We start from the raw sequence: 26528 nt of genomic DNA on the forward strand, positions 1-26528 counted from the left end.
GGCGGGGGCTCGGGGAAGGTGTCGTCCTCCGACGCCTCCACCGTCACCGGGCGCACCCTCAACGGATCCCCCGTGTCCGCGGTCTCCTCCACCACGACGGGCTGCACCATCAGCGGGTCGGGTGTGTCGTCCCACGCGGGGAGGTTTGGCTCGGCGGGAGGCGGGGGCGCCTGTGTCATGGGCGCCGCCGGTGCCGGTTCGGCTGTCTTGGCTGAGACGGAGCGCGATGTCTTTGTTTCACTCAGGGCCCGGGCTGGGGCGGCGCGCTTCTTTTTCGTGATGCGGCGTTTGGTGAGGCTGGATGCGCTCGGCTTCTGTGTGCGCCGGACCTTGGCGGGAGGCTCCACGGCGGTGTCCGTGGCTCCTGGCGGCGCCGCCGTGGCGAGTGCTGCCCCGAGGAGAAACAGTGCAGCGGACGGAATGGTGAAGGGCATCGTGAAGCCACGAGGGGGAGGCGGGGGCCTGCCAGGGGAGACCGCGCGACGGACAGTGCGGTGTGTTGCACAGTCGTGTCGCCCGGAGCCTAGCGCACCGTTTGGCCTGACGCACTCATGGGGCTGCCCGCGTTGACATCACATGAGTCATCACGGCAGCATTGCACCCCCCTCACCCCCTGGAGTCCACTTCGATGGCGTCGGAAGACACGTTCCAGCAGGTGCATCACCCCGTGGATGCTTCCTCCGTGAGTGCCGAGCCGTCGGCGCCCTCCGCGGAGCTCGCCGCTCCCGAGAAGCTCGACGAGATTGAGGAGATCGACTTCCTCCTCGAAGAAATCGAAAGCAAGATCGCCCCGCTCGCCCTCGCGTGAGCCGGACCGACGTCCTCGTGCGTCATTACAACGAAGCGTTCTCCGCGTACTGGCACCCGGTCGCGTTCTCGCAGGAGCTGGGCGAACGCCCACTCGCCGCGCGTCTGCTCGAAACAGACCTGGTGGTGTGGCGCACGGACCAGGGCGTCGCGGCGTCACAGCGTTATTGTGCGCACCGCGGCGCGGACCTCCGGGACGGCCAGCCCACGGCGGACGGCATTCGTTGTGCCTTTCACGGCTGGACCTACGGCGCGGACGGACGTTGTGTGCGAGTTCCGTCGCAACCTGACGTGGCGGTCCCGCCCCGCGCGGCGCTTGCGTCATTTCGTGCCACGGAGCGTTACGGTCTGGTGTGGGTATGTCTGGCCTCAGCGCCGGCCGCGCCGCTGCCCGAGTGGCCGGAGCTGGAGGACGGCAGCGCGGCCACGGTCGCGTTGCCCCTGCTCGACTGGGAGGTGTCCGCCGGGCGCATGGTGGAGGTCATCCTGGACGTGGCCCACTTGTCGTGGGTGCACGAGGGCACCTTCGGCAATCCGGCCCAGGAGGAGGTTCCTCCCTATGACGTGGAGGCGCGTCCCGGAGGCGTGCGCGCGCAGATTGTCTATCCCGCGCTGTCGCCGTCCATCGGAGGGGCGCCGCCCCGGGTGGACCGCACCACGCTCACGTATGAGGTGACGTGGCCCTTCGCCGTGAAGCTGGTCTTCAAGCCCACGCTCTTCTACGTCCACACCGTCTACGCCGTCGCCTCGCCCGTGTCTGAAGAGAAGATGCGGTGCTTCTACTTCTGCTCGTACCATCCTCGGCTGCGCGCTCACTTTCCGGACATGTTCCTGAAGAGCGAGCTGGCCATCCTCGAACAGGACCGGCGAGTCCTCGAGGGCGTGCGGCCCCGGGCCCACCCCACGAGCTTCGCGGGTGAAGTCTTCACCAGGGCGGACCGGCTCCCCGCCGAGTACCGCCGGGGCGTGATTGCCATCCGCCAGGGCCGCGCGCCCGCGGATGGCGGCCCTCTTCCGGAATGAACGTGCCGGGCTCCGTGCCCGGGGAGGCAAGACACCGTGAGACTCCTCGTCCTGGCCCTGGCGCTGGGGTTGTGTGCCTGCAAGCCGCGCGCGGAAGCCCCCCAGGAGGCCCAACCTCCCGCCGCGCCGCGGCAAGACGCCGTGCGCACGCAGGGCGCGGCGCCCAGGAGCCCGGAGGCCCAGCGGCTGGAGCGAGGCCGCTACCTGGTGGAGAACGTGCTGGCGTGTGGCGCGTGTCATACTGAGCGGGACTGGACGCGCTACGGGGGGCCCGTCAAGGGCGCCCCGCTGTCGGGCGCGTGCCAGGACGAGCAGTGGGGGCTGCCGGGGCGCGTCTGCTCGCCCAACATCACCTCCGACCCCGAGCACGGCGTTGGCAAGTGGACGGACGCGGAGCTGCTGCGGGCCCTGCGCGAAGGCTTTGGCCGTGACGGCCGCGTGCTGGTGCCGATGATGCCGTACCTCTTCTACCGCGAGCTGTCGGACGAGGACGCGAAGGCGGTCGTCGCGTGGCTCCGTCAGGTGCCCCCGTCGTCGAAGGTCGTGGCGCGCTCGAGCCTGCCCGAGGAGATGATGAGCTCGCTGGATGGGCTCGCCTCGGCCCTGCCGGGGCCCGTGCCGCCTCCCGCGGAGGACCCTGTCTCCCGGGGCCGCTATCTCACGCAGGTGGCGCAGTGCGCCGCCTGTCACGCGGGCATGGATGAGGCGGGCACGCCCTTCGCCGGAGGGCGTCCCATGCCCACGCCCTACGCGCCGGAAGTGGCGTCGAACCTCACACCCCACGCGCAGGGGCTGCACACCCTGAGCGAAGAGGCGTTCATCGCCCGCTTCACGGCCTTCCGCGACCTGGCCCCGACGCCCAGCGCCAAAGGGCAGGTCAACAAGCTCGTCATGCCCTGGGGCTTCTTCTCCGGGCTGTCCCAGGAGGACCTGCGGGCCATGTACCGCTACCTTCGGACGGTGCCGGCCGCGGCGCCTGCCCGTGCCGCCGAATCACCCTGACGCTTTTTGGTTCCAGCTCGGGATGCCCGCTAGACTGCAAGCCCCTGTTCCCCCGTGTCGTCGCTCCGGCCGCTCATGAAAAAGCCTCTCGCACTTCTCTTATGCCTGTCGTCCTGGGCGCTCGGTTCGGGCTGCAACCTGCTCGACATCTCTGACGCGGAGGGAACCCGTGGCCGTGGCGCGAGGGCCTTCGACCCGTACTCGAGCTCGGCCTCCGGTGCCATCTCCCTCAGCCTCCTGGCCTTCAATGGCTGCGCCATCCTCCCCAATGGCGAGCCGGTGGCGCGCGGAGACGTGAGCCTGCCGGAAGGCGCGTATCCGGACGTCTGCACGCGGCTGAATGACGGCGCCCCGCTGGGGCCGCCCATGCCGCCCTTCGCGCGCTTCAACGTCACGCCGGGCACCATCTACTTCCTGCGTGAAATCACGCTGGTGGACACCGTCTTCGGCCAGCACACCGAGTTCAACAACCGGCAGGCTCCCGCGACCTGGGCCCGCCGGCAGTCGCGGTTCAAGTCGCTCGACTGGAGCGGGCTGACCATTGGCCAGGAGACCTGGCGAGACCGGGGCAGCGGCAGCTTCCAGCGCGAGACGTACTTCGAGAACGCCGCGTGGATGATCTCCAACGACGACACCTTCCTGGTGGAGGTGCTGGACTCGGACGGCAACGCGCGCGCGTCGCAGACCTACCTGCGCCGGGACTTCCTCGCGGAGAACGCCACCACCGGCCGCACGCGCGTGAGCTGGACCGTGGATGGGCTGGCGCGGCCCCGCTTCCCGGATGATCCGGAGCCGCAGCCTCCCGGCGCCGACCCCATCTACCAGACGGTGGTGAAGGTCTCGGTGGCCAACGCCACCAACCCGTTCAAGTCCATCACCATGCCCGACCTCTCCGGGGACGGCGCCATTCGCGTCACCTGGAGCCTGATGCCCGAAGCGCCCTTCTACTTCCCGGTGACCTTCGTCCCGGAGCAGGAGCGGCCAGCCTCCTGCTTCCGGATGGGGCCGGACGGGCTCGCGACGGACGAGCAGGTGCCCTGCGGCTTCGGTCTGGAGCAGGCCGTGCGCATCCGCACGCCGCAGAACGGCCGCTACTACATGCCGGGTGAGACGGTGGACTTCATGGTGTCGCTGCGTGACGGCGACGGCAACGGCCTGCACTCGCGGGACCTGCTGCCCACCTACAACGAGTACGTGAATGGCGACTCCAACGGGCTCGCCTACTTCAACGACTTCATGATCTTCACCTACCGGGACACGAGCAGCTCGGAGTCCGGCTTCAAGGTGGTGGGGCCGCTGCAGGACCTCCGCGTGGCCAACGGCACCTACCAGCTGCCGTACTTCTCCTATCCCGGCACGAGCGAGCCGCGCTTCTTCGTGGAGCCCGGCCTGCCGTCCATCCTCCCCGGCTACGCGGACTCGCAGCCGCCCGCTCGCTACGCCGTCACCTTGCCGCAGGACGCGAAGCCCGGCACCTATGCCATCGTCCTCAAGGGCCACCGCAGCTACATGGGCGAGCGGCTCAACCGGCTGGACCCGTTCTTCTTCCAGGTGGGGCAGGAGCAGAAGACGACCTACCCGGAGCGCATCGGCAACTGCCAGGTGTGCCACAACGGGACGAACTCCCTGTCCAACGTCCACCACGGCATGGCCGTGGACCACGTGGAGCTCTGCAAGACGTGCCACTTCGAGCAGGCCGTGGGGCAGGTGTCGGACATCGTCCACCGCATCCATGCCTCCTCCCGCAAGTACTCGCAGAACCGCGCGGACTGCACCCTGTGCCACCTGACGCGTGAGAGCACGCTGCGGCCCAGCCTCATGTCCTGCAACGGCTGCCACGTGCAGTCGCACGGCACGGAGTACTACGACCTGTACTTCGCGGAGATGCACCAGACGCCGAATGCGTATGGCAACTGCGCCAACGCCTGCCACGCAGAGACGCCTCCCATGCAGCACATCCTTCCGCCTCAGTGAGAACGACCGCCATGAAGACCTCCCTGAGGGCTTTCGCAGTCACCTCCAGCCTTGCCTTGGCGTTCTCCGGTGGATGTTCGGGCAGCGACGGTCCGCCCCCGTCCACCACCGACGACGCCTACACGGACCTGCCGGAGGCGAAGACCACCGTGTCGGGCATCGCCTTTGACCCGGAGGCGTTCTTCTTCTCGTTGGCGACGTTCCCGGTGATGGACCCGGAGATGCCGCCTCCGCCGCCCTTCCTGTTCGAGAACATCCCCTACGTGTTCCGCTCCGCGCCGGTGGGCGCGCGGGTGAGCGTGGTGCGGAACGGGGAGTCGCTGGACTCCAGCGGACCGGTGGCGCCCAACGGCCTCTGGCAGGTGCGCGGCGTGCCGTCGGGCAACGAGACGGCGTACAAGCTGCGGGTGGAGCCGCCGCTGGAGGGGCTGGTGATGGGCGCCCCGGAGATGTTCCCCGCGCCCCCCTTCGAGCCCATCCCCGAGGCGACCTACTTTCCCACGTCGACGCTGCGCCCCTTCACGGCGGGACCTTCGTCCTGCCTCGTGCAGGTGGCTGGCGTGGTGGGTGACGCGGGCGCGCTGGCCGCGGTGGCGACGCTGCGCACGGACATGGGCATCCCCACCACGCCCGCGGACCTCGTGGACCCCACGCGGACGGGCGGTGTGGCGCTCATCTGGGTGTACGCGCCGAGCGAGGCGTTCGACCTGTTCAACATCCCCGCGGACAGCATCGCGGCGGAGACGTCGGCGGGCTCGCTCTACGCCATCGAGTGGGCGCCGCCGGGCTTCTTCCCGGGGCAGTCCCCCATGGGCTACTTCGCCACGCCCGCGCCCACGAGCTCGCTGGGCTACTTCGCCGTCGTCCTTCCGCCAGGCACCACCGAGCCGGTGACGGTGAGCTTCGTGGACGAAGGCACCAGCCCCCCGGAGGAGCAGAACCCCTTCCTCATCCGGCCCTGGAACATCTCGCCGCTCACGCTGACGCCCGAAGCCGGCGTGGGCTTCGCCCGGGTGCTCTCTGTTCCGTCCGTGACGCCGCCGTTCGACCCGGACGCGGAGCCGGTGCCCGAGCCGGACCTCGGCTGGATGTGCCGGTGATGGCCTAGCGCCAGGGCTCCACGGAGAGCTGCCGGAAGCGAATGGTGGGCTGCCCGAAGGACACGGGCAGCGGACCATGGTCCAGCTTCCGGCAGCCGCGCGTGGCGAAGAGGTTCTTCGTATCCGCGCCCACCGCGTCGATGGCCGCCAGGGCCGTAAGCCCGTTGCCCCGGAGGATGCCGGGGCCCACGCGGCGCCCGGGCCGTCCGTCCCGAATCTCCCGCGCCTCCACGATGTAGAAGCTGAAGTCGCCCGACAGCAGGTCCATCTGCCGCGGCGTGAGGTGCTGCACCAGCAGCCCGTGCGGGACGTCCGCCATCAGCGCTTCCAGGTGGCCCTGGTGCGCGTCCACGCGCGTGTGGGCCATGCGCGGCAGGGGCGGGTGCCGGTAGCTGACGCGCCGCCCGTGTCCGTTGGGCGCGCGGCCCAGCGCGGTGGCGCTGCGAGCGTCCAAAAGGGGCGCGTCCACCCGGCCCTCGCGGAGGAGCGTCACCGGGAGCGCGGCGTGGCCTTCATCGTCCCAGGCGAAGCCGAGCGCGCCGTGGCCGTCCGTCGGGTCGTCCGAGACGCTGAGGTGCGCGCCGGCCACCTGCTGCCCCAGCCGCCGCGCCAGGTAGGAGCCGCCGCGCGCGACGACGTCTCCCTCCAGGGGATGTCCGCACACCTCGTGGAAGAAGCAGCCGGAGGCGGCGCCCGGTGGAAAGACGATGGGCAGCACGTCGCGGGGGCAGGGCACCATGGGCGTCGTGTCCCGCAGCTCCCGCGCCATGCCCTCCACGAGCGCCTCCAGCGAGGGCAGGGCGGCACGCGCTCCGGTGACCTCCGGCCAGGCGGCGCAGCGCCACAGCTCGGCCAGGCCCGCGCCGGTGTCGTGGAAGGCCTTCACTTCGAGCAGGGCATGGCGCTGGCGGTCTTCTGTCAGGTGGGCGTCGCTGGCGGACAGCGTGCGCCGCTCCACTTCGCGCAGCAGCACGTCCAGGTGCTGGGCGCCCGCGGCCCGCGCGGTCGCCTCCAGTTGGCGGACGAGCGACGACATGGCCTCCGTGTCGCTCGCGAGCCGGGGCTCGGCGTCCAGCATGTCGCGGGCCTGTCGCTCCAGCGCCTCCGGCATGAGGCCGCGCTTCCATCCGCCTTCGGCCACCTGGGCCCATCGCCAAATCACGCTGTCCGCGGTGGCCTGTCCCATGGACCAGCCCCGGTCGAGCGCGGGGGGGACGACGCGGAGCCCGGAGCGCTGGTGGAGGACCTCGGTGACTTCGCGCCGCTCCACGAACCAATCCAAGCGTGTGTCCTCCGGCCGGGCACCACGCGGGATGGGCGTGGCTTGGGTGACGCCCGCCGTGAGGCGGCGGGCACAGGTCCTGGAGCATACGCCAGACGATGAGGCGGACCCATGCATGCGCCTGGATGGCGCGTTGAGACTCGCGGTGTCGCCGTACCCGCACGGACCGGCGGTTGAGCCACCGGCGCGGACTCCGCGCGACAACGCGGAGCGCCCCCACAGGAGGACGCAGACCGGTATCCTCGCCAACAGTCCCAGCGTGTGTCGGCGGAGGCAGTGGATGCGGGGCGGTTCCGGTTCCGAGGAGGACAGCGGGGTGGCGGCATGCGCGGGCCTTCAGCCTCGCGACTTGCTGACGTCCGCCAGCGAAGCGCTGGCGGCCTTCAAGCGGCACCATGCCCCCGCGCAGGCCGAGCTGTTCCTCGCCGCGGAGCGCAGGCTGTCGCTGGAAGACGGCGCGGGGACGGGGCGCTCCATCGTCAACCAGGGGGAGACCCTGGAGGCCATGGCGCGCGTGAGCTGGGACGCGCGACAGGGCCTGCTGACCGCGCCGGTGGGGGATGCGGGCGCGCTGTCGCTGCTCCTGGAGCGCGCCGCACGGCAAGCCACTCCAGGACGCGCGAGTCCTTTGCCGGCGCTGCCAGTCCAGTCCGAACCTCAGCGCGCCTCGGGCCCGCCCCTGCTCCAGCCGGAGCGCGCCGCGCGCCGGATGAAGCACTTCATCGACGCCGCCGTGCCCCAGGGCGGCGTGGTGCAGGCCGCGCTGCTCACCCAGGTTTCCACGTGGCGCGCCCTGGTGCGCGCAAGCGGCGAGCGGCGTGCTCGCACGGAGTGGCGCGAGGAGCTGTTCGTGCGGTGTGAGACGCCGCGAGGCGCCGTGGTGGACGCGGTGGCGTTCCCCGAAACCGCGGAGGACGACGCCGTCATCACGCCACTGCGCCGCCGACTCGCGGAGGCTGTTGAAGCCCTCACGGGCCCCGCGCAACCGCTGGATTGCGAGCTCCCCCTGGTGCTGCGGCCGGCGGTGGCCGCGCCGCTCGCGGCGGGGCTCATCTGGTTGCTACGGGGAGACGTGGCCGCCGCCACGCCCGCGCTGGCCCGGGCCGTGGGGCGCAAGTTGTTCCCCTCGGTCCTGAGCGTGGTGGATGACTCGAACCACCCCACCGCCACGCGGCGCGTCTCCATGGATGACGAAGGCCTCTCCACGGACGCGCTCCGCCTGGTCGAAGCGGGGGTGCTGCGGGGATTCCTTCACGCCTCGGACACCGCATCGCGGCTCGGCGCGCCGCCCAATGGGCGCGGCTTCCGCATCGCGCTGTCGCCTCCCTCGCCCGAGGCCGTGAATCCCTTCCTCGTGCCCGGTGCGTCCGCCGTGCTCCCCGCGCACTACACGGAGCTCGTCGCACGCGTGGAGACCTTCACCACCATGCCGCGCCCCGGCACCGTCACGCTGGTGGCGGGCGGCTGGGAGGTACGCGACGGCCGTCGTGTGCGCCGCGTTGCTCCGGTAGAGCTGGAGCTGCCCGTGCTGGAGACGTTCCGCGCGCTGCGCGGCGTGGGGACGGACCTGACCTTCTTCCCCACCGCCGAGGGCTGTGGCACGCCGACGCTCGTCTTCCCGCCCCTGCTGTCGGGTGCCCGGGGAGGGCAGGCGGCCAGGTGAGGTCCACGGCCCTGGGGGCGGCGTGGGGCCCGTCAGGAGACGCCAGGCCGCCTGCCCTGCGAGCAGGACGCGCGCTGGCCCCGAATCCAGTGCATGCTGCGCGCACGACGCTGGGCCGCCGGTACGAGGCCCCGGGGCCCAGGGAGGCGGCGTCACGGGAGGACGCGGATGTCGGGTCAGTCGCTGGCGGCGAAGATGCTGGAAGGGGCGCGGGAGTGGGCGAAGCGACTGCCGAACGCGCTCTCCAACGACATGGCGGTGGACGTGAGCCGCAGGCGGGTGCGCCTGTCGCATGCGCGCGTGGAGACCGTGGTGCGCCAGCTGCTGGCCCGGCTGAAGAACTTCGAGCTGCGGGAGTGGTCCGCGCGGGAGGACGTCTATGACGTCCGCTTCTCCGTGCACGGCTGGAAGCTGCGCGTGGAGACGGCGCTGGAGCGCGTGGAGCTGGCCTCCGGGCGCTACCGGCTGTGGTTGAAGACGCCGGGCGTGGTGGAGCTGGAGGAGTCCCGCACGGCTTCGTCGCTGATGATGGGCGTGCTTCGCGCGGGAGCGGGCCGGGCCGCGATGCGGGTGTTGGCGGAGCGGCTGCTGCCGCCCGGCATTCGCTGGGACGGCCAGGTGCTACAGGTGGAAGGGCCGTTGCCCGAAGAGGGCGTGCTGCCCGCCCGGCTGTTCGACGCCGCCTCCCTGGCCATGACCGCCGAGCATCAGTCCGAGGGCCTGTGGCTGGCCGCCGAGGCCTGGCCCGGGCTCATGGACCTGCTCCAGGTCGTGTTTGGCACGGAACTTCCGCGCGTCCCCCCTGGCGCCTAGCGGGCCAGGCTTGGAAGGCAGCCCCCGGTTGCTCCTCGTTCCGGGAGGGTGGGGGGCCAGTGGCGTCCAGGAATGTGCCCTCCAGGGCGCTCCCCAGGGGACGCGAGCGCCCCCACATTGAAGGGACGTCCGGCGGTGAAGGGGCGCCAGACGATTTTCGGGGCGTGGTACCACGAGTCAAGGGGCTGGAATTCTTCGGTTCTACGCCACGTTTCCTTCACGCGGCGAACAGCCGGTGGAGATTCGGGGCCTTCCACATTCGACATTGGCCCCTCGACAGGCTAGAGGCTGCCTGTCTCGCTCTAAGGGACTGGCTGCGGTCTCGCGCCGCACGCAGAAAGAAGAAGAAACATGGCAACTGGCACCGTGAAATGGTTCAACGACGCGAAGGGCTTTGGCTTTATCGCCCAGGACGACGGTGGGGCCGACGTGTTCTGCCACCACACCGCCATCCAGACGGATGGCTTCCGTACCCTGGCCGAAGGCCAGAAGGTGGAGTTCGAGACCCGGAAGGGCCCCAAGGGCCTCCAGGCCGAGAACGTCCGCGTAGTTGGCTGAGAGCTCAGGCTCAGCACCATCAGCCCGGTCTCCTCACTGCGAGGCCGGGCTTTTGTTTTCAGCGAGGGAGGCTCAATGCAAGGAAGATCCACGAAGCGCCAGAAAGAGCAGGCGCGCAAGCAGCACCAGCAGGAGAAGAACGCGAAGCGCGAGGAGCGCAAGAAGGAGAAGTCCGAGCGCGGGCCGCGCCAGCCGGGTGAGGTCGACCCCGATATCGCGGACATCATCCCCGGTCCCCAGCCGCCGCTGGAGATTTGAGCCAAGTGTCGTGCCGCCTGGGCTTGCCACGTGGTCGGTGGTGCCCAGGCCAACCTTCCGGGACGGCGCCCAGCCCCCGGGAGGACGCAGTATCCACCTCCCCCGCGTCAACGCAGCCAGCGCCCCTGAGCGGCCTTCACGGCCCGGCGGCGCGCAGCACCTCGGCGCGGGTGATGTGGTCCAGTCGGAAGTGTCGGCGCTCCTTCGTGGTGAGGTCCTCCCCGTCGATGCGCGTCTCGTGCCGGTTCATGATGACGGACATCACACGCACGTCGCGGACCGTCTCCAGGAAGTTGCTGTCGACATAGGTGATGCGCAACGGCTGCTGCTCGAACCACGCTCGCTCCAGTGCTTCGCGGACAGGCTTCTTGCTCGGCAGTGACGGCACGCCGATGAACGCCAGCTCCCTCAGCCGGGTGAGCAGCTCGCGCTGCGCGGAGGTGGAGAGCGCCGCGCGCACCTTGTCCAGCGCCGACTCCAACGTGCCCGCGAAGGGCATCAGCCGCATGTCGATGGCGAAGCGCCCCAGCGCGACGATGAGCGCCGCCTCACGCGCGGTGAAGTTCACCGGCGGCAGGCTGTAGCTGCGATCCAACGCGTAGCCACCGCCACGGCCGCGCTCGGCGGACACCGGCATCGACGAGGCGCGCAGCGAGTCCAGGTCCCGGTAGATGGTTCGCACCGTGACGCCGAACCGCTCGGCGAGGACCTCCGCGGTGACACCGGTACGGCGGCCCCGGAGGTATTCGGCGAGGGCGAAGAGACGCTCGGTGCGCTGCATGGGGAGGAAACCTGACATACCACTGTCACCCCCCTCCCTCAAGATGAGGGGATGTCCCTGGAGCAACGTGCCTTGCATCCCACGCCGCCAGCGGCTTGCATCGCGCGCGTTCGCGGCACATCCGCACGGAGGGACTCCATGGAGGACGAGTGGCTCTGGGGGTGGGACGCCACGCCGGGCATTGTCTCCGTGTGGGCGGAGCCCGACGGCCGCGCCTTCGTCTGGCGCCGCATCCCGAAGACGGGGGCGCTCCTTCGCGAGGACGTGCGCTTCCGCCCGTGGCTGCTGCTCGCGTCCCTGGAGGACCTGGCGCACCTGGGGCCTCGGCTGCGCCCGGAGTCGGACGGCCCCGCGCGCTACCGGGTGACGTGGCAGGAGTTCGAAGGGCCCGGGGCGCTGCGCTACCTGGTCCGGGGCGATGACAGCCGCGCGCTCACCAGCGCGGTGCTGGAAGGCGCGTCACGCCGGCTGGGCAAGCCGGTGAGTCACCTGAAGGAGCTGGGCGCGAACGCGGTGCTCGCGCTGCCGCCGGAGGAGCAGTACCTCACGATGTCGGGCCGCACGTACTTCCGCGACCTCGCCTTCGATGAGCTGCGCCGCATGCAGTTCGACCTGGAGACCACCGGGTTGGACCCGGCGCACCACCGCGTCTTCCTGGTGGCGCTGCGGGGCCCGGACGGGGCGACACAGACGCTCGAGGCCCAGGGGGATGACGACTCGGCGGAGGCGGACCTGCTCTACCACCTGGCGGAGCGCGTGCGCGCCTGGGACCCCGACGTCATCGAAAACCACAACCTGCACGGCTTCGACCTGCCGTTCCTCGCGCGGCGCGCCAGGCACCTGGGGGTGTCCCTGGCGCTGGGCCGCGCGGGGACACCGGGCCTGCGGCACCGCCCGTCCGCCAGGGGCGCCGCGCTGGGACGGCCCGTGCCCGGCGCGCCTCCGGATGCGATGCGCCGCGCGCGCTACACCGTGCCCGGCCGTGAGCTCATCGACACGCTGGACGCGGTGCTGCGGCATGACTTCTCCACGAGGGACTTGCCGGGCCATGGCCTCAAGGCCGTCGCGAAGCACCTGGGCCTGGCGGGGCCCGAGCGCGAGCACATCCCCGGCGCCCGCATATATGACGTCTTCCGCACGGACCCGGCGCGCGTGCGGCGCTATGCGCGTGATGACGTGACGGAGGCGGGCGGCCTCGCGAGGCTGCTCGGGGGCGCGGCCTTCGCGCTCGCGCGCATGGCGCCCCGTCGCTACGAGCGGCTGGCGGACGCGGGGCCTGCCACCGGCGTGTTGGATCCGCTGCTCGTCCGGGCCTACCTCCGGGAGGGCGCGGCGCTGCCCGCGCACGAAGAAGGGGATGGCACGTCGCACAGCGGCGCGGCGCTCCACCTGTTCGCCTCGGGCGTGGCCCGGCGCATCGTGAAGGCGGACGTCGCCAGCCTGTACCCCTCCCTGATGCGCCAGTACCGGATTGGCCCCAGGCGGGACAGGCTGGGCGTGCTGCTGGCGCTGGTGGACCGGCTGGTGGACCAGCGGCTGGGCGCGAAGGGCAGGGCGCGCGCGGCGCCGCCCGGCTCGCAGGAGCGCTTCACGAACGAGGCGCTGTCGGCGGCGATGAAAATCGTCGTCAACTCCGCCTACGGCTACCTGGGCGCGGTGGGACTCACGCGCTTCTCGGACGTGCACGCGGCGAACGAGGTGACGCGCCAGGGCCGCGAGGTGCTGGGGCTCCTCTGCCGGGAGCTGGCGCGCCGGGGCGTCACGCTGCTGGAGGCGGACACGGACGGCGTGTACTTCGCCGTCCCGGAGGACTGGCGGGAGGCCGACGAGCGCCGCGTCGTCTCGGAGGTCGCCGCGCTGCTGCCGCCCCGCGTGCAGTTGGAGTTCGACGGGCGCTATGCCGCCATGCTGTCGCACGAACCGAAGAACTACGCGCTCCAGCCGTATGACGGCCCGCTGGTGCTCCGCGGCGTGGCCTTCCGCTCCAGCCGCGCGGAGCCCTTCGGAGAGGCCTTCCTTCGCCGCGCCCTGCGCTGCCTCCTGGCGCAAGACATCCCGGGCGTCCGTGAGGTGTACGTCGCGACGGTGATGGCCCTGCGCCGCCGGGAGCTGCCCACGCCGGAGGTCTGCGCGCACGTCCGCCTGACGAAGTCGGGCGCCCAGTACCTCGCCATCCGGGCCCGCCGGCGCGAGCTCCCCTACGAGGCCATGCTGGCCAGCGGCCGGAAGGAATGGCCCCTGGGTGAGCAGGTCCGCGTCTACCGCGCCGTGGGAGGCCGGGCGGGCCTGCTCCCCATTCCAGAGGCGGAGGACCCCGGCACGCGGCCCCTGTCGCGCGAGGAGGACCCGCGCGACTATGACGTGGAGTACTACGTGCGCCTGCTGCGGGAGACGTTCGCCGCGCGGCTGGTGCGCGCGCTGACGCCGGAGGACTTCCGGACGGTGTTCGACGACCCCGGCCAGCCCTCGCTCTTCGCGCCCTCGCTCGAGGACGCGAAGCCCATCCTCACGGTGCTGAAGGCGCCGGCGGACGCGCTGGAGGAGGGTTAGCCGCGCGCGGGACGGCGCTCAGGACATGCCGGCGTGCGACTGCGCGGAGGGCTCGGCCGCGGGGAGCTGCTGCGGCGCCAGGGCGGTGCGCTGCAGCCAGCCCGCGAGCCCCAGGAGCACCAGGCCCGATGTGCGCAGCGTGCGGAGGAGCTCCGCGTTCTGCGCCGCGTCTCCGGGCAGTAGGGGCGCCAGCCACCCGCGGGCGTCGTAGAAGAGCCACATGGCGCCGGAGATGCCCATGGCCCACCACACCCAGGCCAGCCGCCCGCCGCGCAGCATGTACGCCACGCTCAGGATGGGGGCCACCAGCAGGATGGTCGTCATGTCGGCCAGCGTGGACGCCAGGCTGATGACGGCGGACATGGTGCTGATGGCGTCCGTGCCCAGGTGGCGGACCTCGGTGGCCAGCACGGGCACGCCCACGGCCAGCGCGGCCACGGCCGTCCCCACCCACAGCGCGTTGGAGCGGAGGCTGGGCGGCGGCTGGAGTCCGGACTGCCGGTACGTCATCGCCAGCAGGATGAGCGCGTACGTCGTGCTGACGTTCGCCAGCACGACGACGAGCATGCGCACGGGCAGCAGCGGTGACTGCGTGAAGGGCACGTCCGGCACCGCGTGGAGCCAGTAGCTGCGCAGCGCGGTGCTGACCAGCGACAGGAGGGCGCCCGCGGCCAGGCCGCCCCACACCTTGCGCAGGTAGTCGCCCTGGGCGAACGAGCGGGCCGCCGCCAGCGTCCCGAACACCGCCAGCACGCCGCTGCCCCAGCCGGCGACGTCATGCACCAGCGGGAGCGCGCGCGGCGCGTCCAGCGCGGAGGCCGCCGCGAAGGCGTGCGCCAACTGGAGCACGAGCACCGCGCCGAACCAGGGCACGATGCTCCCGGCCACGCGGCCCGTCGAATGAGCGCTCATCACAGCTTCTCCAAGGAGGCGGAAATCTCCGCCAGGATGACCTTCGCGTGCAGGGCGCCAATGAAGGTGTTCAGCATGGGCTTGAGGCCTTCGAGCAGCTGCGGAAGGTCTTCTCGCTTGAGCTGCTCGGGGGGCCGCTTGAGGGTCCGCAGGGCGGCGGTCTGGATGGCCATCTTCGCGGTGAACCCGCCGAGGAGCGGTTCCAGGTGTCGCACGAGCGTGTCGTGCCAGCCGGCGGGGGAGGTCTGGGAGGAAGAAGGAAGAATCGCGCCACCTCCTGGTGGAGACTTGAAGCGTAGGCAGATTCCAGCCCGCACACGAGGGGCACCCCCTGTCTGGCCATGTGGAATCCCTCTCGTTATGCGGGTTTTTCATTGAGAGCATGGAATTGAGCCAGGTGCGTCCGGGTTGCCGGGTCCCCGAATCTTTGGCAATCGGGGGACGCACAGCGCCGTAGGGGCTCCGTCATTCGACGAGATGCCAGGTCATTCAGGGGAGGTCCGATGAGGAAGGTATTCGGAGCGGTAGCACTGGCCGCGTTCACCGGCTGCGCGACCACGCAGGAAGCCCAGAAGCCGGAGGCACCGCCCGCCGTCGAAGCGGCGAAGACGCAAGCGCCCGCCGGGCCGCCGAAGCTCCAGGTCCCCGTGGACTACTACAAGCTGGACAACGGCTTGAAGGTGGTCCTCTCGCGCGACAGCTCGGCGCCCAAGGCCGTCGTCGCCGTCTATTACAACATCGGCTTCCGCATCGAGCCGAAGGACCGCACCGGGTTCGCGCACCTGTTCGAACACATGATGTTCCAGGGCTCGACGAACCTCGGGAAGATGGAGTTCATCCGCCTCATCCAGAAGAACGGCGGCGTGCTCAACGGCTCCACGCGCTTCGACTTCACCAACTACTTCGAGGTCATCCCCTCCAACACGCTGGAGCCCATCCTCTGGGCCGAGGCCGACCGCATGCGCGGGCTGGACGTGACGGAGGAGAACCTGAAGAACCAGCAGGGCGTGGTGATGAACGAGGTGAAGGTCAACGTCCTCAACCAGCCCTATGGCGGCTTCCCGTGGCTGGACATGCCGCAGGTGGCGAACAGCAACTGGTACAACGCCCACAACTTCTACGGCGACTTGAAGGACCTGGAGGCCGCCTCGCTGGAGGACGTGCGCGCCTTCTTCAAGACGTACTACGCCCCCAGCAACGCCGCGCTCGTCGTCGTCGGTGACTTCGAGCCGGAGCAGGTGAAGGGCTGGATTCAAAAGTACTTCGGGCCGCTTCCCACCGTGGCGCAGCCGTCCAAGCCGGACATCTCCGAGCCCCGCCAGACGAAGGAGAAGCGCCACGACAAGCAGGACAAGCTGGCCCAGCGCCCGGCGCTCGCGGTGGGCTATCACATGCCCGACGTGGGGACGCCCGAGTACTACGCCATGGCGCTGGTCGACGAGGTCCTCCTGCGCGGCAGCGACAGCGCGCTCTACCAGCAGCTCGTGCAGAAGAAGGGCCTGACGGGCGAGGTCTCCGGCGGGGTGAACCAGCTGGGCAACCACTGGAACTATAACGGCCCCATGCAGTGGACCGCGTACCTGTTCCATGACGCGGACACGACGACGGAGACCCTCCTCGCGGAGTTCGACGGCGTGGTGGCGCGGCTCCAGGAGCAGCCCATCGACGCGGCGACGCTGGAGCGGGCGCGGGTGAAGGCGCGCTCGCGGCTGTACGGCCAACTGGAGGGCTTCCTCGGCTTCGGCCGCGCGGACCTGCTGGCGTCCTTCGCGCTGTTTTTCGACGACCCGGTGCGCATCAACCAGCTGGAGTCGGAGCTGATGAAGGTGACGCCGGAGCTCATCCAGAAGACGGCGAAGGAGTATCTGCGCCGTGAGAACCGCACCGTGCTGACGGTGACGCCCGCCGCGGCGACCGCCACCCAGACGCAGGCCCCCTGAGGACACGCACCCATGACCACGCACTCAATTCGCACCCGCCTTGTCGCGCCCGCGCTGATGGTGCTCGGGATGCTGTCCGCGCCGGCCTTCGCGGCCGCTCCCGCTCCGGCTCCCACCAAGGAAGCGCCTCCCGCCGCCGCGCCGCCCAAGCCCTTCAAGGTCCCCGTCCGCACGGAGTTCAAGCTCGACAACGGGCTGGAAGTCTCCCTGCTGCCTTATGGCGACATGCCGAAGGTCGCCATCCAGCTGGTCATCGACACCGGCAACATCCATGAGAAGGCCACGGAGACGTGGCTGGCGGACCTGACCGGCAGGCTGCTGTCGGAGGGCACCACCACCCGCTCGGCGGAGCAGCTGGCCCAGTCGGCCGCGCAGTTGGGGGGGGAGCTCAACATCGGCACGACGCTGGACCAGACCTTGGTCGGCATGGAGGTCCTCTCCGAGTCGGCGCCAGACGCCGTGGCGCTCATCGCGGACGTCATCCAGAACCCGGCCTTCCCGCAGGCGGAGGTCGAGCGCGTCAAGGGCGACCTGGTGCGGGAGATGGCCATCTACAAGAGCCGGCCGGGCACGCTCGCCGACGAGCGGCTGCTCCAGTCGCTCTACGGTGACCACCCGTATGGCCGCTACTTCCCGCCGGAGGCGCAGCTCAAGGGCTACACGCCCCAGGCCGTCCGCGCGCACTACGACGCGAACATCGGCGCGGCCCGGGCGCGGCTCTACGTCGTCGGCCGGTTCGAGCCGGGTCCGGTGGAGAAGGCCATCCGGGCCGCGTTCACCGGCTGGAAGGCCGGCCCGGCGCGGCTCCAGAACCTGCCCAAGCAGCAGGTGGCGAAGGCGGTGCAGTTCATCGACCGCCCCGGCTCGGTGCAGTCCACGGTGCGCGTGGCGGTGAAGGCGCTGCCGCCCTCCAGCCCGGACTACGTCAAGCAGACGGTGCTGAACACGCTGCTCGGCGGCTACTTCAGCTCGCGCATCACCGCGAACATCCGCGAGGCGAAGGGCTACACGTATTCGCCCAACAGCGTTGTCTCCGCGCACCTGGAGGACGCCTACTGGGTGCAGAACGCGGACGTGACGACGGCCGTCACCGGCGAGTCGCTGAAGGAGATCCTCAAGGAGGTGGCCACCCTGCGCAAGACGCCGCCGCCCGTCGAGGAGCTGAGCGCCGTCCAGAGCTACCTGGCGGGCTCCTTCCTGCTCCAGAACTCGTCGCGCAGCGGCATCATCAGCCAGCTCCGCTTCGTGGACCTGCACGGCCTGCCGGACACGTACCTGCAGAACTACGTGCAGTCGGTGATGGCCGTCACGCCGGAGCAGGTGCAGCAACTGGCCGCGAAGATGCTCAAGCGTGAGGCGATGACCTTCATCGTCGTGGGCGACCAGAAGGTGGTGGCGCCGCAGCTGAAGGTCGTGTCCCCCGCGCTGAAGTGAGTCACCGGGAAGGCGGAGGCCACACCGGGGCCTCCGCCTTCCTCCTTTGGCGGCGCTACTCCGGACGGGCCGTGACGCCGTCTGGATAGAGGGCGTCGGGGGCGAGCTTGCACGTGTGCCGGACGTAGTGCTCGAACCAGTCCAGGAATGTCGTGAAGGTGGCGCTCTGCGCCGCCTGCTGCGCTTCCCAGACGAACTGCCCCGAGTCCTGGAGCCGTGCCCACGTCAGCTCGCCCATGTGGTTGAGGACGATGGCGGGCGACGTCAACGCGCTTCCGCTCGCCGCGACACACCACTGCGCGTCCCGAGGCAGCACGTCGCCCGCCGCGAGCGCGTAGAGGTGCGTGGTGGACAGGGGGCGGTTGTCCCGCGTCACGTCCGAGGGGATGCGGACCCAGCGCGTCTCTTCCAGCACGTCATCCGGTGAGTACACCCGGAAGTTGGCGGGCAGGGGCGTCCAGGCGCCGCCATCATCCCAGTCGCGGACCTCGACGCGCGCGAAGGCCCAGCGCCGCCAGAATTCGCGGAGTCCCGCGGGCAGCACGGGCCTTCCATTGGATGACGGGAGGCCGAGCAGCTCCGGCACCAGGTCGATGTCCTCATCCGGTACGGGCGGGCCCAGGACGAGCCTCCCGCCAAACCCCTTCGCCCAGGCCTCCACGCTCTCCAGCAACTCCCAATAACGCGACTGCAGCGCCTGCTCGTGCATGAGGCGCAGCCTATGCCTGGGGCCTTCTTCGCGGGCAAGGGCGCTGCTTCACTGAAGGGACTTGGCGGGGTCCACGAAATCGCTAGTGTGCGCGCATCATGGCAAAGACGTCGAATGGGGATGCGGTGGCTGAAGCGGTGGAGCGCCTCAAGTCCTTGGCGGAGGAGGTGGAGGACATGGACGTGGAGTTCTCCAAGCCGGTGACCGTCAAAGAGGTGGCGAAGCTGGAGGCGAAGTTCAAGCTGAAGCTGCCTCCCAGCTACGTGCACTTCATCAGCACCTACGGCACCTTCAAGGTGCTGCACGGCGGGCGGGAGCTCATCGGCATGGAGGAGCCGGGCTTCCTGCGCGCGGCGTCGCCGGATGCGTCGGACGCGGTGGATGGTGACGACCCGGAGGTCGAGGAGGCCATCAACGAGGCCCTGTTCTTCCAGCGCGCGGATGACGACGCGGTGGACAACTTCTGGTGCTTCAATCCGCGCGACGTCACCCCGGAGGGGGAGATGGGCGTCGTGGGCTACTACCACGACGAGCGCTTCGCGCTTCCCAAGCTCCTGGGGACGAAGCACGCCAAGCACTTCACGGACTTCTCGGCGCACATCGTCAGCGTCATCGACGAGCTCATCGAGAACTTCGCGGAAGCGTAAGGCATGGCGGAAGGCCCGTGTTTCGGCACGGGCTGCGTCGAACCGCCGAGCGGCCCGCTCTAGAGGCAGTCGCCCAGCCCCTCATAGATGGTGGTCTGGGTGCGCGGCAGCGTGGCGTAGAGCGGAGACGTGCCCGCGAGCGCCGCCAGGAGCTGCTGCATCGTGGTGCGCGGCGCGAGCGGCACCTGGCAGGCCCACGTCTGCGCATCCACCGTCACCGCGCCCGTCGCCGGGTCGACCTCCTCGTTGCTGGCGGCGAAGACCCAGACACACTGGCCCATTCGGCCCGTCAGGGCATTCACGGAGCAGCGGAAGCGCAGCGACTCGATGTTGCTGTACTCGCCCTCACAGAACGTGTCGCCACAGATGTCATCGAAGTTCCGCTTGAGGGAGGCGCTGAGCTGGTACCACGCCTCGATGTCCGCCTCCGACGTCAGGTAGGCGGAGACGTCCACATACGCGTTGGCGACCGTGTTCCCGGACGCCAGGGCGGACAGCGGTGCAAGGAAAGACAGACTCAGGGCGGCAATGGAAAACTGGGAGGAGAGGGTCATGCATCCTATTTAGCCCCTCCTCCAGGCTTGCGAATCCACCCCCCATGGGCTGACACGGAGTCTTGACTGCACTCTGATAGGAATTCTCCATTCATGGCACCCCGGTCGCGGCCCAGGCGTCGTGGGCCTGGGCCTCGACCGGGGTAAGGCCGCCTCAGTCCTTCTTCAGCTGGAGGAGCTCCCAGCCGCCGTCCGGATGGAGGTTCATCGGGTTCGCGGTGCCGACGTAGAGCGCCTTCTTGCCGCTCACCAGCGTGCGAACGCCGTAGTTCGTGTCGTTGCCCAGGCCCCTCAGCGACTCCGCCACCGCGCTCTTGTTGCGGTTCTCGAAGCGGAAGAGGTCCGCCCCTTGCTTCGGCAGCGCGATGTTGAGCAGCCGGAGGTAGTCATGGTGGGCGCGGCGCGCGTCCTCGACGGAGGTGACGCTGGCGGCGATGGCGGGCGGGGCCATGGGCGGCAGGGTTCCGCCTCCAAGGACCTCTTGCAGGCCCACGCGCGCCACCTGGCTCCAGTCGAAGGTGCCCAGGTACAAGTCATTGTCGTGGACCTTCAACGACCAGGTGTACGCGTTGAAGAAGTTCCCCAGGCCGGAGGAGCCCCAACGCGGGTCGGGATTCTCCAGGCGGTTGCGGTGGAAGGCGTTGAACGCGATGGTGTAGCCCTTGGCGGCGGGCGAGTACCTGGGCAGGTACTTCTCGCCGTAAATCACCCGAACCTGCTCATCCTGGTTGCCCAGCTCATCGCTCTGGAAGACGGACGTGGAGCGGTGGGTGCCCAGCGCGGTGTTCAGCAACTCCAGCCAGCCGAGGCTGCCGTTGCCGTCCGCGTCCAGGTCCAAAAGTCCCGAGGCGTGCGCCCCCAGGGCAATCGACGTGGCGAGGAAGGGGACGTGCATGGTGCCCCAGTACAGCCGCCCGTCGAACGACGCCACCGCGCCGCCGCCCGTGGTGGCCGCGGCCAGCAGGTCCGGCTCATAGTCGCGGATGTCCCAGACCTTCCTCCAGCCGTTGGCGTCCCCGGCATCCAGCCCGCTCTGCTCCAGGCGGGGGCTGCGCCACACGCCGGTGAAGCGCGCCGACAGCGGCGACGGCGAACCCCCCGTGGTGAAGGTGGGCCACGTCGTCACGTAGATGCGGCCGGCGTGCTCCACCAGATTGGCCACCTCCGCGTCCGTCTGCCCCACGACCTCGAAGTTGAAGAGGACCGCGGGGTTGGTGGACCTCGCGCCGCGCCACCGGAGCACGGCGCCGCCCGGCGCGTTGCCCAGCACCACGCTGTACGCCACGCCGGTGTAGAGCGCCCCGCGGACGTTCACCCACTCGCGGATGTTGTTGTACTGCAGGAAGTTCCTCGCGCCCAGGAAGGCCCCGGTGGCCGAGTCGAACGCGAACAGGTTGATGCCCGCGACGACGCTGGGGCCGGCCAGGAACACGACGCCGTCCTGCGCGCCGACGGAGCGCAGGCCCACGGTGGTGCGCCGCAGCACCTCCGCCCCCAAGGGCAGGCTTCCATTGAGTGAAGACAGCACGCCCGTGTCCAACTGGTAGCGCTGCAGGTTCGGCGGGCGGAAGTCGCCGGTGCCGGACTGGCTGGCGCCGAACTCACACACCCAGAAGGGGTTCTCCTGGGGCGTGGCGAAGCCGAGGAAGCCCTGCTGCACCAGGCACAGCGTGTTCGCCACCGTGCCGAACCACAGGGACTTGTCCGCCTTGGCCAGCCCCCAGACGTAGGCCTGGTTGCGCTTGGGCTTCGTGCCCGGCGCGCAGGGCGGCTGGCTGATGGGCCCGCCAATGGAAGAGAAGCACTCGTCCACCTCCGCCTTCGCCAGCAGCTCCCGCTCCAACTCGGGACGGGTCCAGATACCCTTGTCGCCGTTGATGATGAAGCGCTCGTAGGTCCAGAACTTCGCCAGGCTCAAGGGCGACAGGTCGCCCATGCCCGTCATCGGGTAGATGTCCAGCTCCCACGCGACGTCCTGCTCCGTGGGGACCCTGGGCAGGTCCGCCTCCCAAGTCGCCGCCTGCGCTTGCTCGCTCGTCGCCGCGGCCTCCGTGTCCTCAGGCTGGGGGGCCGCGCCACACCCCGTGACGACCCACAGACCCACTGCGCCAGCCATTGCCTTCCACCCGTAACGCATCACTGTCTGCCTCCGTGTGCTGCCCTGACCCGCCGTGGACCCCGCGATGCCCTGTGTGGGCAGTCACGCATCCACCGTGGGCGGCCTTGAGCAATCGGGGTGCCGCTCCAGAGGTGTCAGTGGGAAGATTCGCGGCCCCGTCGCGGGGGCAGGCGAGCCTGGCGCTCGTGCCCCCGGGAACAGGTGTCCTGGTGTCTCGTCAATGCCCGCGCGTGCCGGCAGTGGCCGTTGCTTCTCACCGGGGCGACTCGACACCCCAGGGAGGGCATTTCTCGTGGAGTCATGGGCCGCGCTGCGTGCACCGTGTGGTTCCTTCCCTCACAGGCTCATGGCAGGAAGGCGTCCTTCACAGCGTCGAGCAGCGGATTGGCGCCGGTCTGCGGGTCGGTGCATCCCTGGTTGATGGTCCAGATGATGGTGCCTCCGTAGCCGTTGTCATGGGTGAAGGCGCCCTTGGCGGCAATGGCTTGCGGTGAGTCATACGAAATCCACCGCACCGTGCCGTCCTCCACGGGGACCTCGAAGGTGACGTAGCTGGCCTGCGCCGCCTCGTCCCAGTGATAGACGCCCGTCGCCGACAGCTGGAGAATCTTGCTGTAGGTGAAGGAGTTGTCGCTGCCCACGTAGTCGGACCAGTCCGTGTACGGCTGATACGGGCCGGTGATGTTCCGCCACGCCATGCCATAGAACGGGATGCCCATGCCCAGCTTGCTCTTGGGGATGCCGGCGTTGGCCCAGGCGCTGAGGCTGGAGGCCACGGACGTGGGGTGGTAGCCCGACGCTCCCGTCAGCGCGGAGGTATACCAGGACAGCCAGCCGCCCCAGGGGCCCGTCATTTCGTAGGACATCACGTTCATCTGGTCCAGGTAGGGGACCAGGTTGTTGAACCACGGGTCCGCATCCTCGGGGAAGTTGCTGTTGACCCAGCCAATGGGCATGGTGAGCAGCATCTGCGGCCGGGCCGCGCGCAGCGCCTGAATCAGCGCGAGCAACGCCGGCTTGTCCGCCTGTTCCACCGGCTCCCAGTCGATATCCAGGCCGTCATAGCCAAAGGTATCCATCGCGTTGAGCAGGCTCTGGACGAACCGGGCGCGGTTCGCGTTGGACGCCGCGCCCACCCAGCCGTCGTGCTCACCCGCGCCGCCCACCATGATGATGGCCTTGCGTCCGGCCGCGTGTGCCCGCGTGGACAGCGTCCGCGCGATGGCCGGGCCGTTCGAGTTGTCGAACTGGGTGTTCACCGTCCCATCCGGATTGGGGGTGACGCGGCCCACGAGGATGTGCGTGAGCGCGGAGAAGTCCACCTTCTCCGGCGGGTACAGGTCCGAGTTCCAGCCGGTGTAGTAGCCCGACACCCACTTGCCGCTCGGCGGCGGCGGCGTGCTCTGGACGGTGACGGTGGCCACCGCCGACTTCGTGGGGGCGGCCTGGCTCGTCGCCACCACGTGGTAGGTGCCCCCGGTGACCGGGGCGGTGTACAGGCCCGCCTGGGTGATGGTTCCTCCCTCCGCGCCCTCCTGCACGGACCACGTCACCGCCGTGTTGGTGCTGCCCGTCACCGTGGCCGTGAAGGCCTGCGTCCCCCCGGCCGGAATCGTGGCGGAGGTGGGGCTGATGGCCACTTCCACTGGCGGCGGCGGCGCGGGGATGCCACGCACGCCCAACTCGTCGAAGTAGAGCGTGGGCAGGCTCAGGCCCCGGCCTTCCTGGAGCACCAGGCCCGTCACCTGTGCCCCCTGCGGCGCCAGGAGGGAGATGGGGACGGTGCACGTCGCCCAGGTGTTGGCGCGGATGCGGCCTCCGGTGCAGTACGGCCCCAGCTCGGTGCCAGGCGTGAAGACGCCGTTCACCACGGCCCGGGCCAGCAGCACCACGTTGTTGCCGGACGTCCCGCCATGCACGCGCAGCGTGAGCGTCATCCCCGCGTTCGAGGTGAGCGGCGATGTATTGAAGTACAGCGCTTCCCAGGCGCGCATCGTTACGGAGATGGAGTAGCGCCCCGCCGCGACGGGGGAGGTGTTGGTGAGCGAGCGGGGGGCCCAGGAGTAGTCCTGCCACGGTGCTTCCATGGCGTCGCGGTAGATCCAACTCGTCGTGACGGGGACCCACCCAGGCGGAACGCCTTCGTCCCTGTCAACCACTGCCGCGGGAGGCCTTGCTGCCGCCTGGGCGGCCCAGGCCGCGCTGCCGCCAGAAGCCAGGACCATGGCCATCCATGAAGCCAACCATACGACCAACCGGTTCATTCGCTTCTCCTGTCGAGGCCCGCTGGAGTTGCTCACTCATTCGCGGTGAGCCGTGCTACACGGTCTCGTTGCTTGACTGAAATTGACGGGCCTCCGGCAACCTGGGGAAGGAGCCCTTCAAGGCAAAGCCCTCCTCGAGGTCGCTTGAATGGGTTTCAATGTGACAGTTGAAATGTGTTTGTCTGGTGCTGTCTCGGACTCCGCATCCGAGCGCCCAAGAGGCGCCTTCCGGGGCCAGGGAGACGGGGACATTTCCTCAGTCGGCCCAGCGCGGCCGCCTCGTCTCGGGGCGTCTTGATGGTGAGTTGTATTTGTATGTCTATTGCTGACGGCGGCCCGGGTGGCCAGCGCGTGGGCGAGCCGCCTGGCCGCCCGGGCATCAGGTCAGTGTCGCGGCTCCATCCGTGGGGCGCTGGCGAGCGGTGTCGCCGGGTCCAGGGGGATGAAGACCAGCTGCGCCTGGGCCTGTGTCCAGTCCGAATTCCAGACGAAGACGGTGACGCTGCCCGGCGTGGTGGCTCGGAAGTAGAAGTGGCCCTGGGCCTGGGGGTTCGCCAGGTCGAGCGTCGTCACGGCGGGGCCCGCGCAGGCGGAGTCGGCGTAGAACTGGATGCCGGGGGAGGCCGGCCCCACCGCGGTGACATTGAAGGCCGTCGTGGTGGGAGTCGTCAGGTTTCCGCTCGAGTCCTGGGTCTGGACGATGAGCGGGCCGGAGCAGAATCCCACGGGGACCTGCCGCGGCGGAGTGAGGAAGGCAAGACTCGCGGCGGGACCCGCGAGCACATCCACGGCGAAGGTGGAGCCGGGGAGGGTGGCCGGGTCATACCCCGCGCCGGTGATGACGTTGGAGTGAATGACATTGGCCGTCCCCAGGTCAGAGATACCGGCCTGGTAGACGTAGCCATTCGTCACACTGTCGAAGTGGAGCAGGTTGTCCACGACCTGGATGTTCGTCTGCGTCGCCGGAGGGTCTTCATTCTCGTTGCCCTGGGACAGGTAGACTCCGATGTCGTTGTTGAACAGGTGGTTGTCCTGAATGAGGATGTTCGACGACAAGGGGCCTCCGTACAGCGCCCCCCCGTAGACGAGGATGCCGCTGGCCACGCCGTCGCCGGTGTAGGAGTGGCCGGAGATGGTGTTGTTGATGATTTGGCCGGTGGCGCCCAATCCGACCTGGACTCCTGACTGGGCGATATTGCCAATGGCCCCCGCGCCCATGAACCGGTTCGCGGTGATGTTCACCGAGACGTTGCCAGTCGCCACGACACCGGCTTTCTGGTAGCCCAGCAGGAGGCTGTTCTGCACGCCGACGAACTGAGTCGGACCCAGGGAGTCCTGGTTGCGAATCAAGACGCCAACGCCCTCCTGGCAGCTTCCGGTTCCGGCCCCCTGCCGGATGTTGAAGAACTGGGTGCTGATGACGGAGCCGGAAGCATTGTCGAACCGGATCCCAGCGAGTGTGTCATCGCCCGCGTCGCAGACGTTTGAAAGGCCCATCGCCATGAGCCCGAGATTGACGTAGAACGCGCTGCCGCCGCAGTTGCGCGCGATAGGACCGGTGAAGTGGCCTCCTGGCGGGTCCAGCGCGATAATGAAGTGCCCTGCTCCATTCAGGATGTACCCATCCGGTATGAGCAGGGTGGAGGAGGTGGCGCAGGTTCCTGCCAGCGTCAGGACGTTTCCGTTCACGAAGACAGGGCAGGGGACGTACCCGCAGGAGGCGTCCTGGAAGCCCTCTTGGAGGGACGCCATGCTCAGCTCCGCTGTGTGGAGGTCCTCACCCGGGCTGCTCTGGAGTGCCGCGTGGCTGGGTTCCTCGCCCGCGCACCCAACGACTGGCAGTGCAAGGGCTCCAACCAGGATGCTTCCGAAATACCGCCATCGACTTCGACTCATACAGTTCCCTCTCTCTGAGCGAGTGCTCGGTGAGAAGGCATCGATAGTGTGAAGTCGTGCGGCGTAATATGGACTCCACGGATGTCGGCGGCGCTGGATGTGGACACGTCCCCCCTGCTCGAGTCTTGGTGAGATGTCCAGGTGGGGGTGGATGTGATTGGGAGGCAATGGAGTTCGGAGAGGTGAAGGTAGGATGACGCCCCGTGCGCTGGGTCAGGGCGTGGCGCCAGCGTCCACGTCGC

Annotated in this window: 22 protein-coding genes; 13 read left to right on the plus strand and 9 right to left on the minus strand. The window is 69.5% G+C overall.

Translation table 11 applies throughout. The features are described from left to right. The first annotated feature begins 628 nt into the window (after positions 1–628). The 5 genes from HV826_RS07140 to HV826_RS07160 all read left to right on the plus strand — a co-directional run bounded on the left by HV826_RS07140 (position 629) and on the right by HV826_RS07160 (position 5906). Positions 629–808 carry a Xan family putative trans-acting RiPP leader peptide gene (locus HV826_RS07140; RefSeq protein ID WP_176416258.1) on the plus strand — a complete coding sequence of 60 codons (180 nt, stop codon included), beginning with the start codon at positions 629–631 and terminating at the stop codon, positions 806–808. Then, a complete protein-coding gene (locus HV826_RS38000; protein WP_368670856.1) occupies positions 805–1830 on the plus strand; it encodes a Rieske 2Fe-2S domain-containing protein in 1026 nt (341 codons plus the stop codon). The genes HV826_RS07140 and HV826_RS38000 overlap by 4 nt, the downstream gene beginning before the upstream one ends. Before the next feature lie 36 nt (positions 1831–1866). After that, positions 1867–2832, plus strand: coding sequence for a cytochrome c (locus HV826_RS07150; protein WP_176416259.1), 966 nt, complete (start codon positions 1867–1869; stop codon positions 2830–2832). A gap of 75 nt (positions 2833–2907) precedes the next feature. Continuing rightward, positions 2908–4806, plus strand: coding sequence for a hypothetical protein (locus tag HV826_RS07155; RefSeq protein ID WP_176416260.1), 1899 nt, complete (start codon positions 2908–2910; stop codon positions 4804–4806). A gap of 11 nt (positions 4807–4817) precedes the next feature. Next, the gene (locus tag HV826_RS07160) at positions 4818–5906 is read left to right on the plus strand and encodes a hypothetical protein (RefSeq protein WP_176416261.1); all 1089 of its coding nucleotides are present in this window, start codon (positions 4818–4820) and stop codon (positions 5904–5906) included. A gap of 4 nt (positions 5907–5910) precedes the next feature. On the opposite strand, the gene HV826_RS07165 is transcribed toward HV826_RS07160, so the two are convergent. Then, positions 5911–7188, minus strand: coding sequence for a TldD/PmbA family protein (locus HV826_RS07165; RefSeq protein WP_176416262.1), 1278 nt, complete (start codon positions 7186–7188; stop codon positions 5911–5913). A gap of 280 nt (positions 7189–7468) precedes the next feature. Here HV826_RS07165 and HV826_RS07170 point away from each other — a divergent pair, with 280 nt between their 5' ends. From HV826_RS07170 to HV826_RS07185, 4 genes are all read left to right on the plus strand, one after another. Beyond that, a complete protein-coding gene (locus tag HV826_RS07170) occupies positions 7469–8851 on the plus strand; it encodes a metallopeptidase TldD-related protein (RefSeq protein ID WP_217917017.1) in 1383 nt (460 codons plus the stop codon). 168 nt (positions 8852–9019) lie between these two features. Further along, positions 9020–9664 carry a hypothetical protein gene (locus tag HV826_RS07175; protein WP_176416264.1) on the plus strand — a complete coding sequence of 215 codons (645 nt, stop codon included), beginning with the start codon at positions 9020–9022 and terminating at the stop codon, positions 9662–9664. A gap of 351 nt (positions 9665–10015) precedes the next feature. Then, positions 10016–10222, plus strand: coding sequence for a cold-shock protein (locus HV826_RS07180; protein ID WP_011551728.1), 207 nt, complete (start codon positions 10016–10018; stop codon positions 10220–10222). A 75-nt stretch (positions 10223–10297) separates the two neighbouring features. Then, positions 10298–10480, plus strand: coding sequence for a hypothetical protein (locus tag HV826_RS07185; RefSeq protein WP_140788765.1), 183 nt, complete (start codon positions 10298–10300; stop codon positions 10478–10480). 136 nt (positions 10481–10616) lie between these two features. Here HV826_RS07185 and HV826_RS07190 read toward each other — a convergent pair whose 3' ends face one another. Next, positions 10617–11261 (minus strand): YafY family protein, encoded by a 645-nt coding sequence (locus HV826_RS07190; protein WP_176416265.1) that lies wholly within the window; start codon positions 11259–11261, stop codon positions 10617–10619. 138 nt (positions 11262–11399) lie between these two features. On the opposite strand from HV826_RS07190, the gene HV826_RS07195 reads away from it, so the two are divergent. Then, positions 11400–13811, plus strand: a complete 2412-nt coding sequence (locus HV826_RS07195) for a DNA polymerase domain-containing protein (protein WP_176416266.1) — start codon at positions 11400–11402, stop codon at positions 13809–13811. Positions 13812–13829: 18 nt separating this feature from the next. Here the strand turns inward: HV826_RS07195 and HV826_RS07200 are convergent, their stop codons facing one another. Together HV826_RS07200 and HV826_RS07205 are read right to left on the minus strand one after the other, a co-directional pair. Then, positions 13830–14723 (minus strand): hypothetical protein, encoded by an 894-nt coding sequence (locus HV826_RS07200; protein ID WP_176416267.1) that lies wholly within the window; start codon positions 14721–14723, stop codon positions 13830–13832. Beyond that, positions 14723–14938, minus strand: coding sequence for a hypothetical protein (locus HV826_RS07205; protein WP_163783191.1), 216 nt, complete (start codon positions 14936–14938; stop codon positions 14723–14725). The genes HV826_RS07200 and HV826_RS07205 overlap by 1 nt, the downstream gene beginning before the upstream one ends. A 288-nt stretch (positions 14939–15226) precedes the next feature. Here HV826_RS07205 and HV826_RS07210 point away from each other — a divergent pair, with 288 nt between their 5' ends. Together HV826_RS07210 and HV826_RS07215 are read left to right on the plus strand one after the other, a co-directional pair. Further along, on the plus strand, positions 15227–16663 hold the full coding sequence (locus tag HV826_RS07210) for a pitrilysin family protein (protein ID WP_176416268.1): 1437 nt from the start codon (positions 15227–15229) through the stop codon (positions 16661–16663). 12 nt (positions 16664–16675) lie between these two features. Continuing rightward, the gene (locus HV826_RS07215) at positions 16676–18097 is read left to right on the plus strand and encodes a pitrilysin family protein (RefSeq protein ID WP_176416269.1); all 1422 of its coding nucleotides are present in this window, start codon (positions 16676–16678) and stop codon (positions 18095–18097) included. Between the two features lie 55 nt (positions 18098–18152). Here HV826_RS07215 and HV826_RS07220 read toward each other — a convergent pair whose 3' ends face one another. Beyond that, positions 18153–18806 carry a hypothetical protein gene (locus HV826_RS07220; RefSeq protein WP_176416270.1) on the minus strand — a complete coding sequence of 218 codons (654 nt, stop codon included), beginning with the start codon at positions 18804–18806 and terminating at the stop codon, positions 18153–18155. Positions 18807–18904: 98 nt separating this feature from the next. Here HV826_RS07220 and HV826_RS07225 point away from each other — a divergent pair, with 98 nt between their 5' ends. Next, positions 18905–19453: an SMI1/KNR4 family protein gene (locus HV826_RS07225; protein WP_176416271.1), complete on the plus strand. Its 549-nt coding sequence runs from the start codon at positions 18905–18907 to the stop codon at positions 19451–19453. A 59-nt stretch (positions 19454–19512) separates the two neighbouring features. Here HV826_RS07225 and HV826_RS07230 read toward each other — a convergent pair whose 3' ends face one another. The 4 genes from HV826_RS07230 to HV826_RS07245 all read right to left on the minus strand — a co-directional run bounded on the left by HV826_RS07230 (position 19513) and on the right by HV826_RS07245 (position 26142). Beyond that, positions 19513–20007, minus strand: coding sequence for a hypothetical protein (locus tag HV826_RS07230; RefSeq protein WP_176416272.1), 495 nt, complete (start codon positions 20005–20007; stop codon positions 19513–19515). A 154-nt stretch (positions 20008–20161) separates the two neighbouring features. Then, a complete protein-coding gene (locus HV826_RS37015; RefSeq protein WP_176416255.1) occupies positions 20162–22123 on the minus strand; it encodes a hypothetical protein in 1962 nt (653 codons plus the stop codon). A 347-nt stretch (positions 22124–22470) separates the two neighbouring features. Then, positions 22471–24390, minus strand: coding sequence for a glycosyl hydrolase family 18 protein (locus tag HV826_RS07240; protein WP_407938386.1), 1920 nt, complete (start codon positions 24388–24390; stop codon positions 22471–22473). A gap of 384 nt (positions 24391–24774) precedes the next feature. Beyond that, a complete protein-coding gene (locus HV826_RS07245; protein ID WP_255217077.1) occupies positions 24775–26142 on the minus strand; it encodes a right-handed parallel beta-helix repeat-containing protein in 1368 nt (455 codons plus the stop codon). Positions 26143–26528: the final 386 nt, after the last annotated feature.

This window comes from Myxococcus sp. AM010 (assembly GCF_013372585.1).
Taxonomy (GTDB): Bacteria; Myxococcota; Myxococcia; order Myxococcales; family Myxococcaceae; genus Myxococcus; species Myxococcus vastator.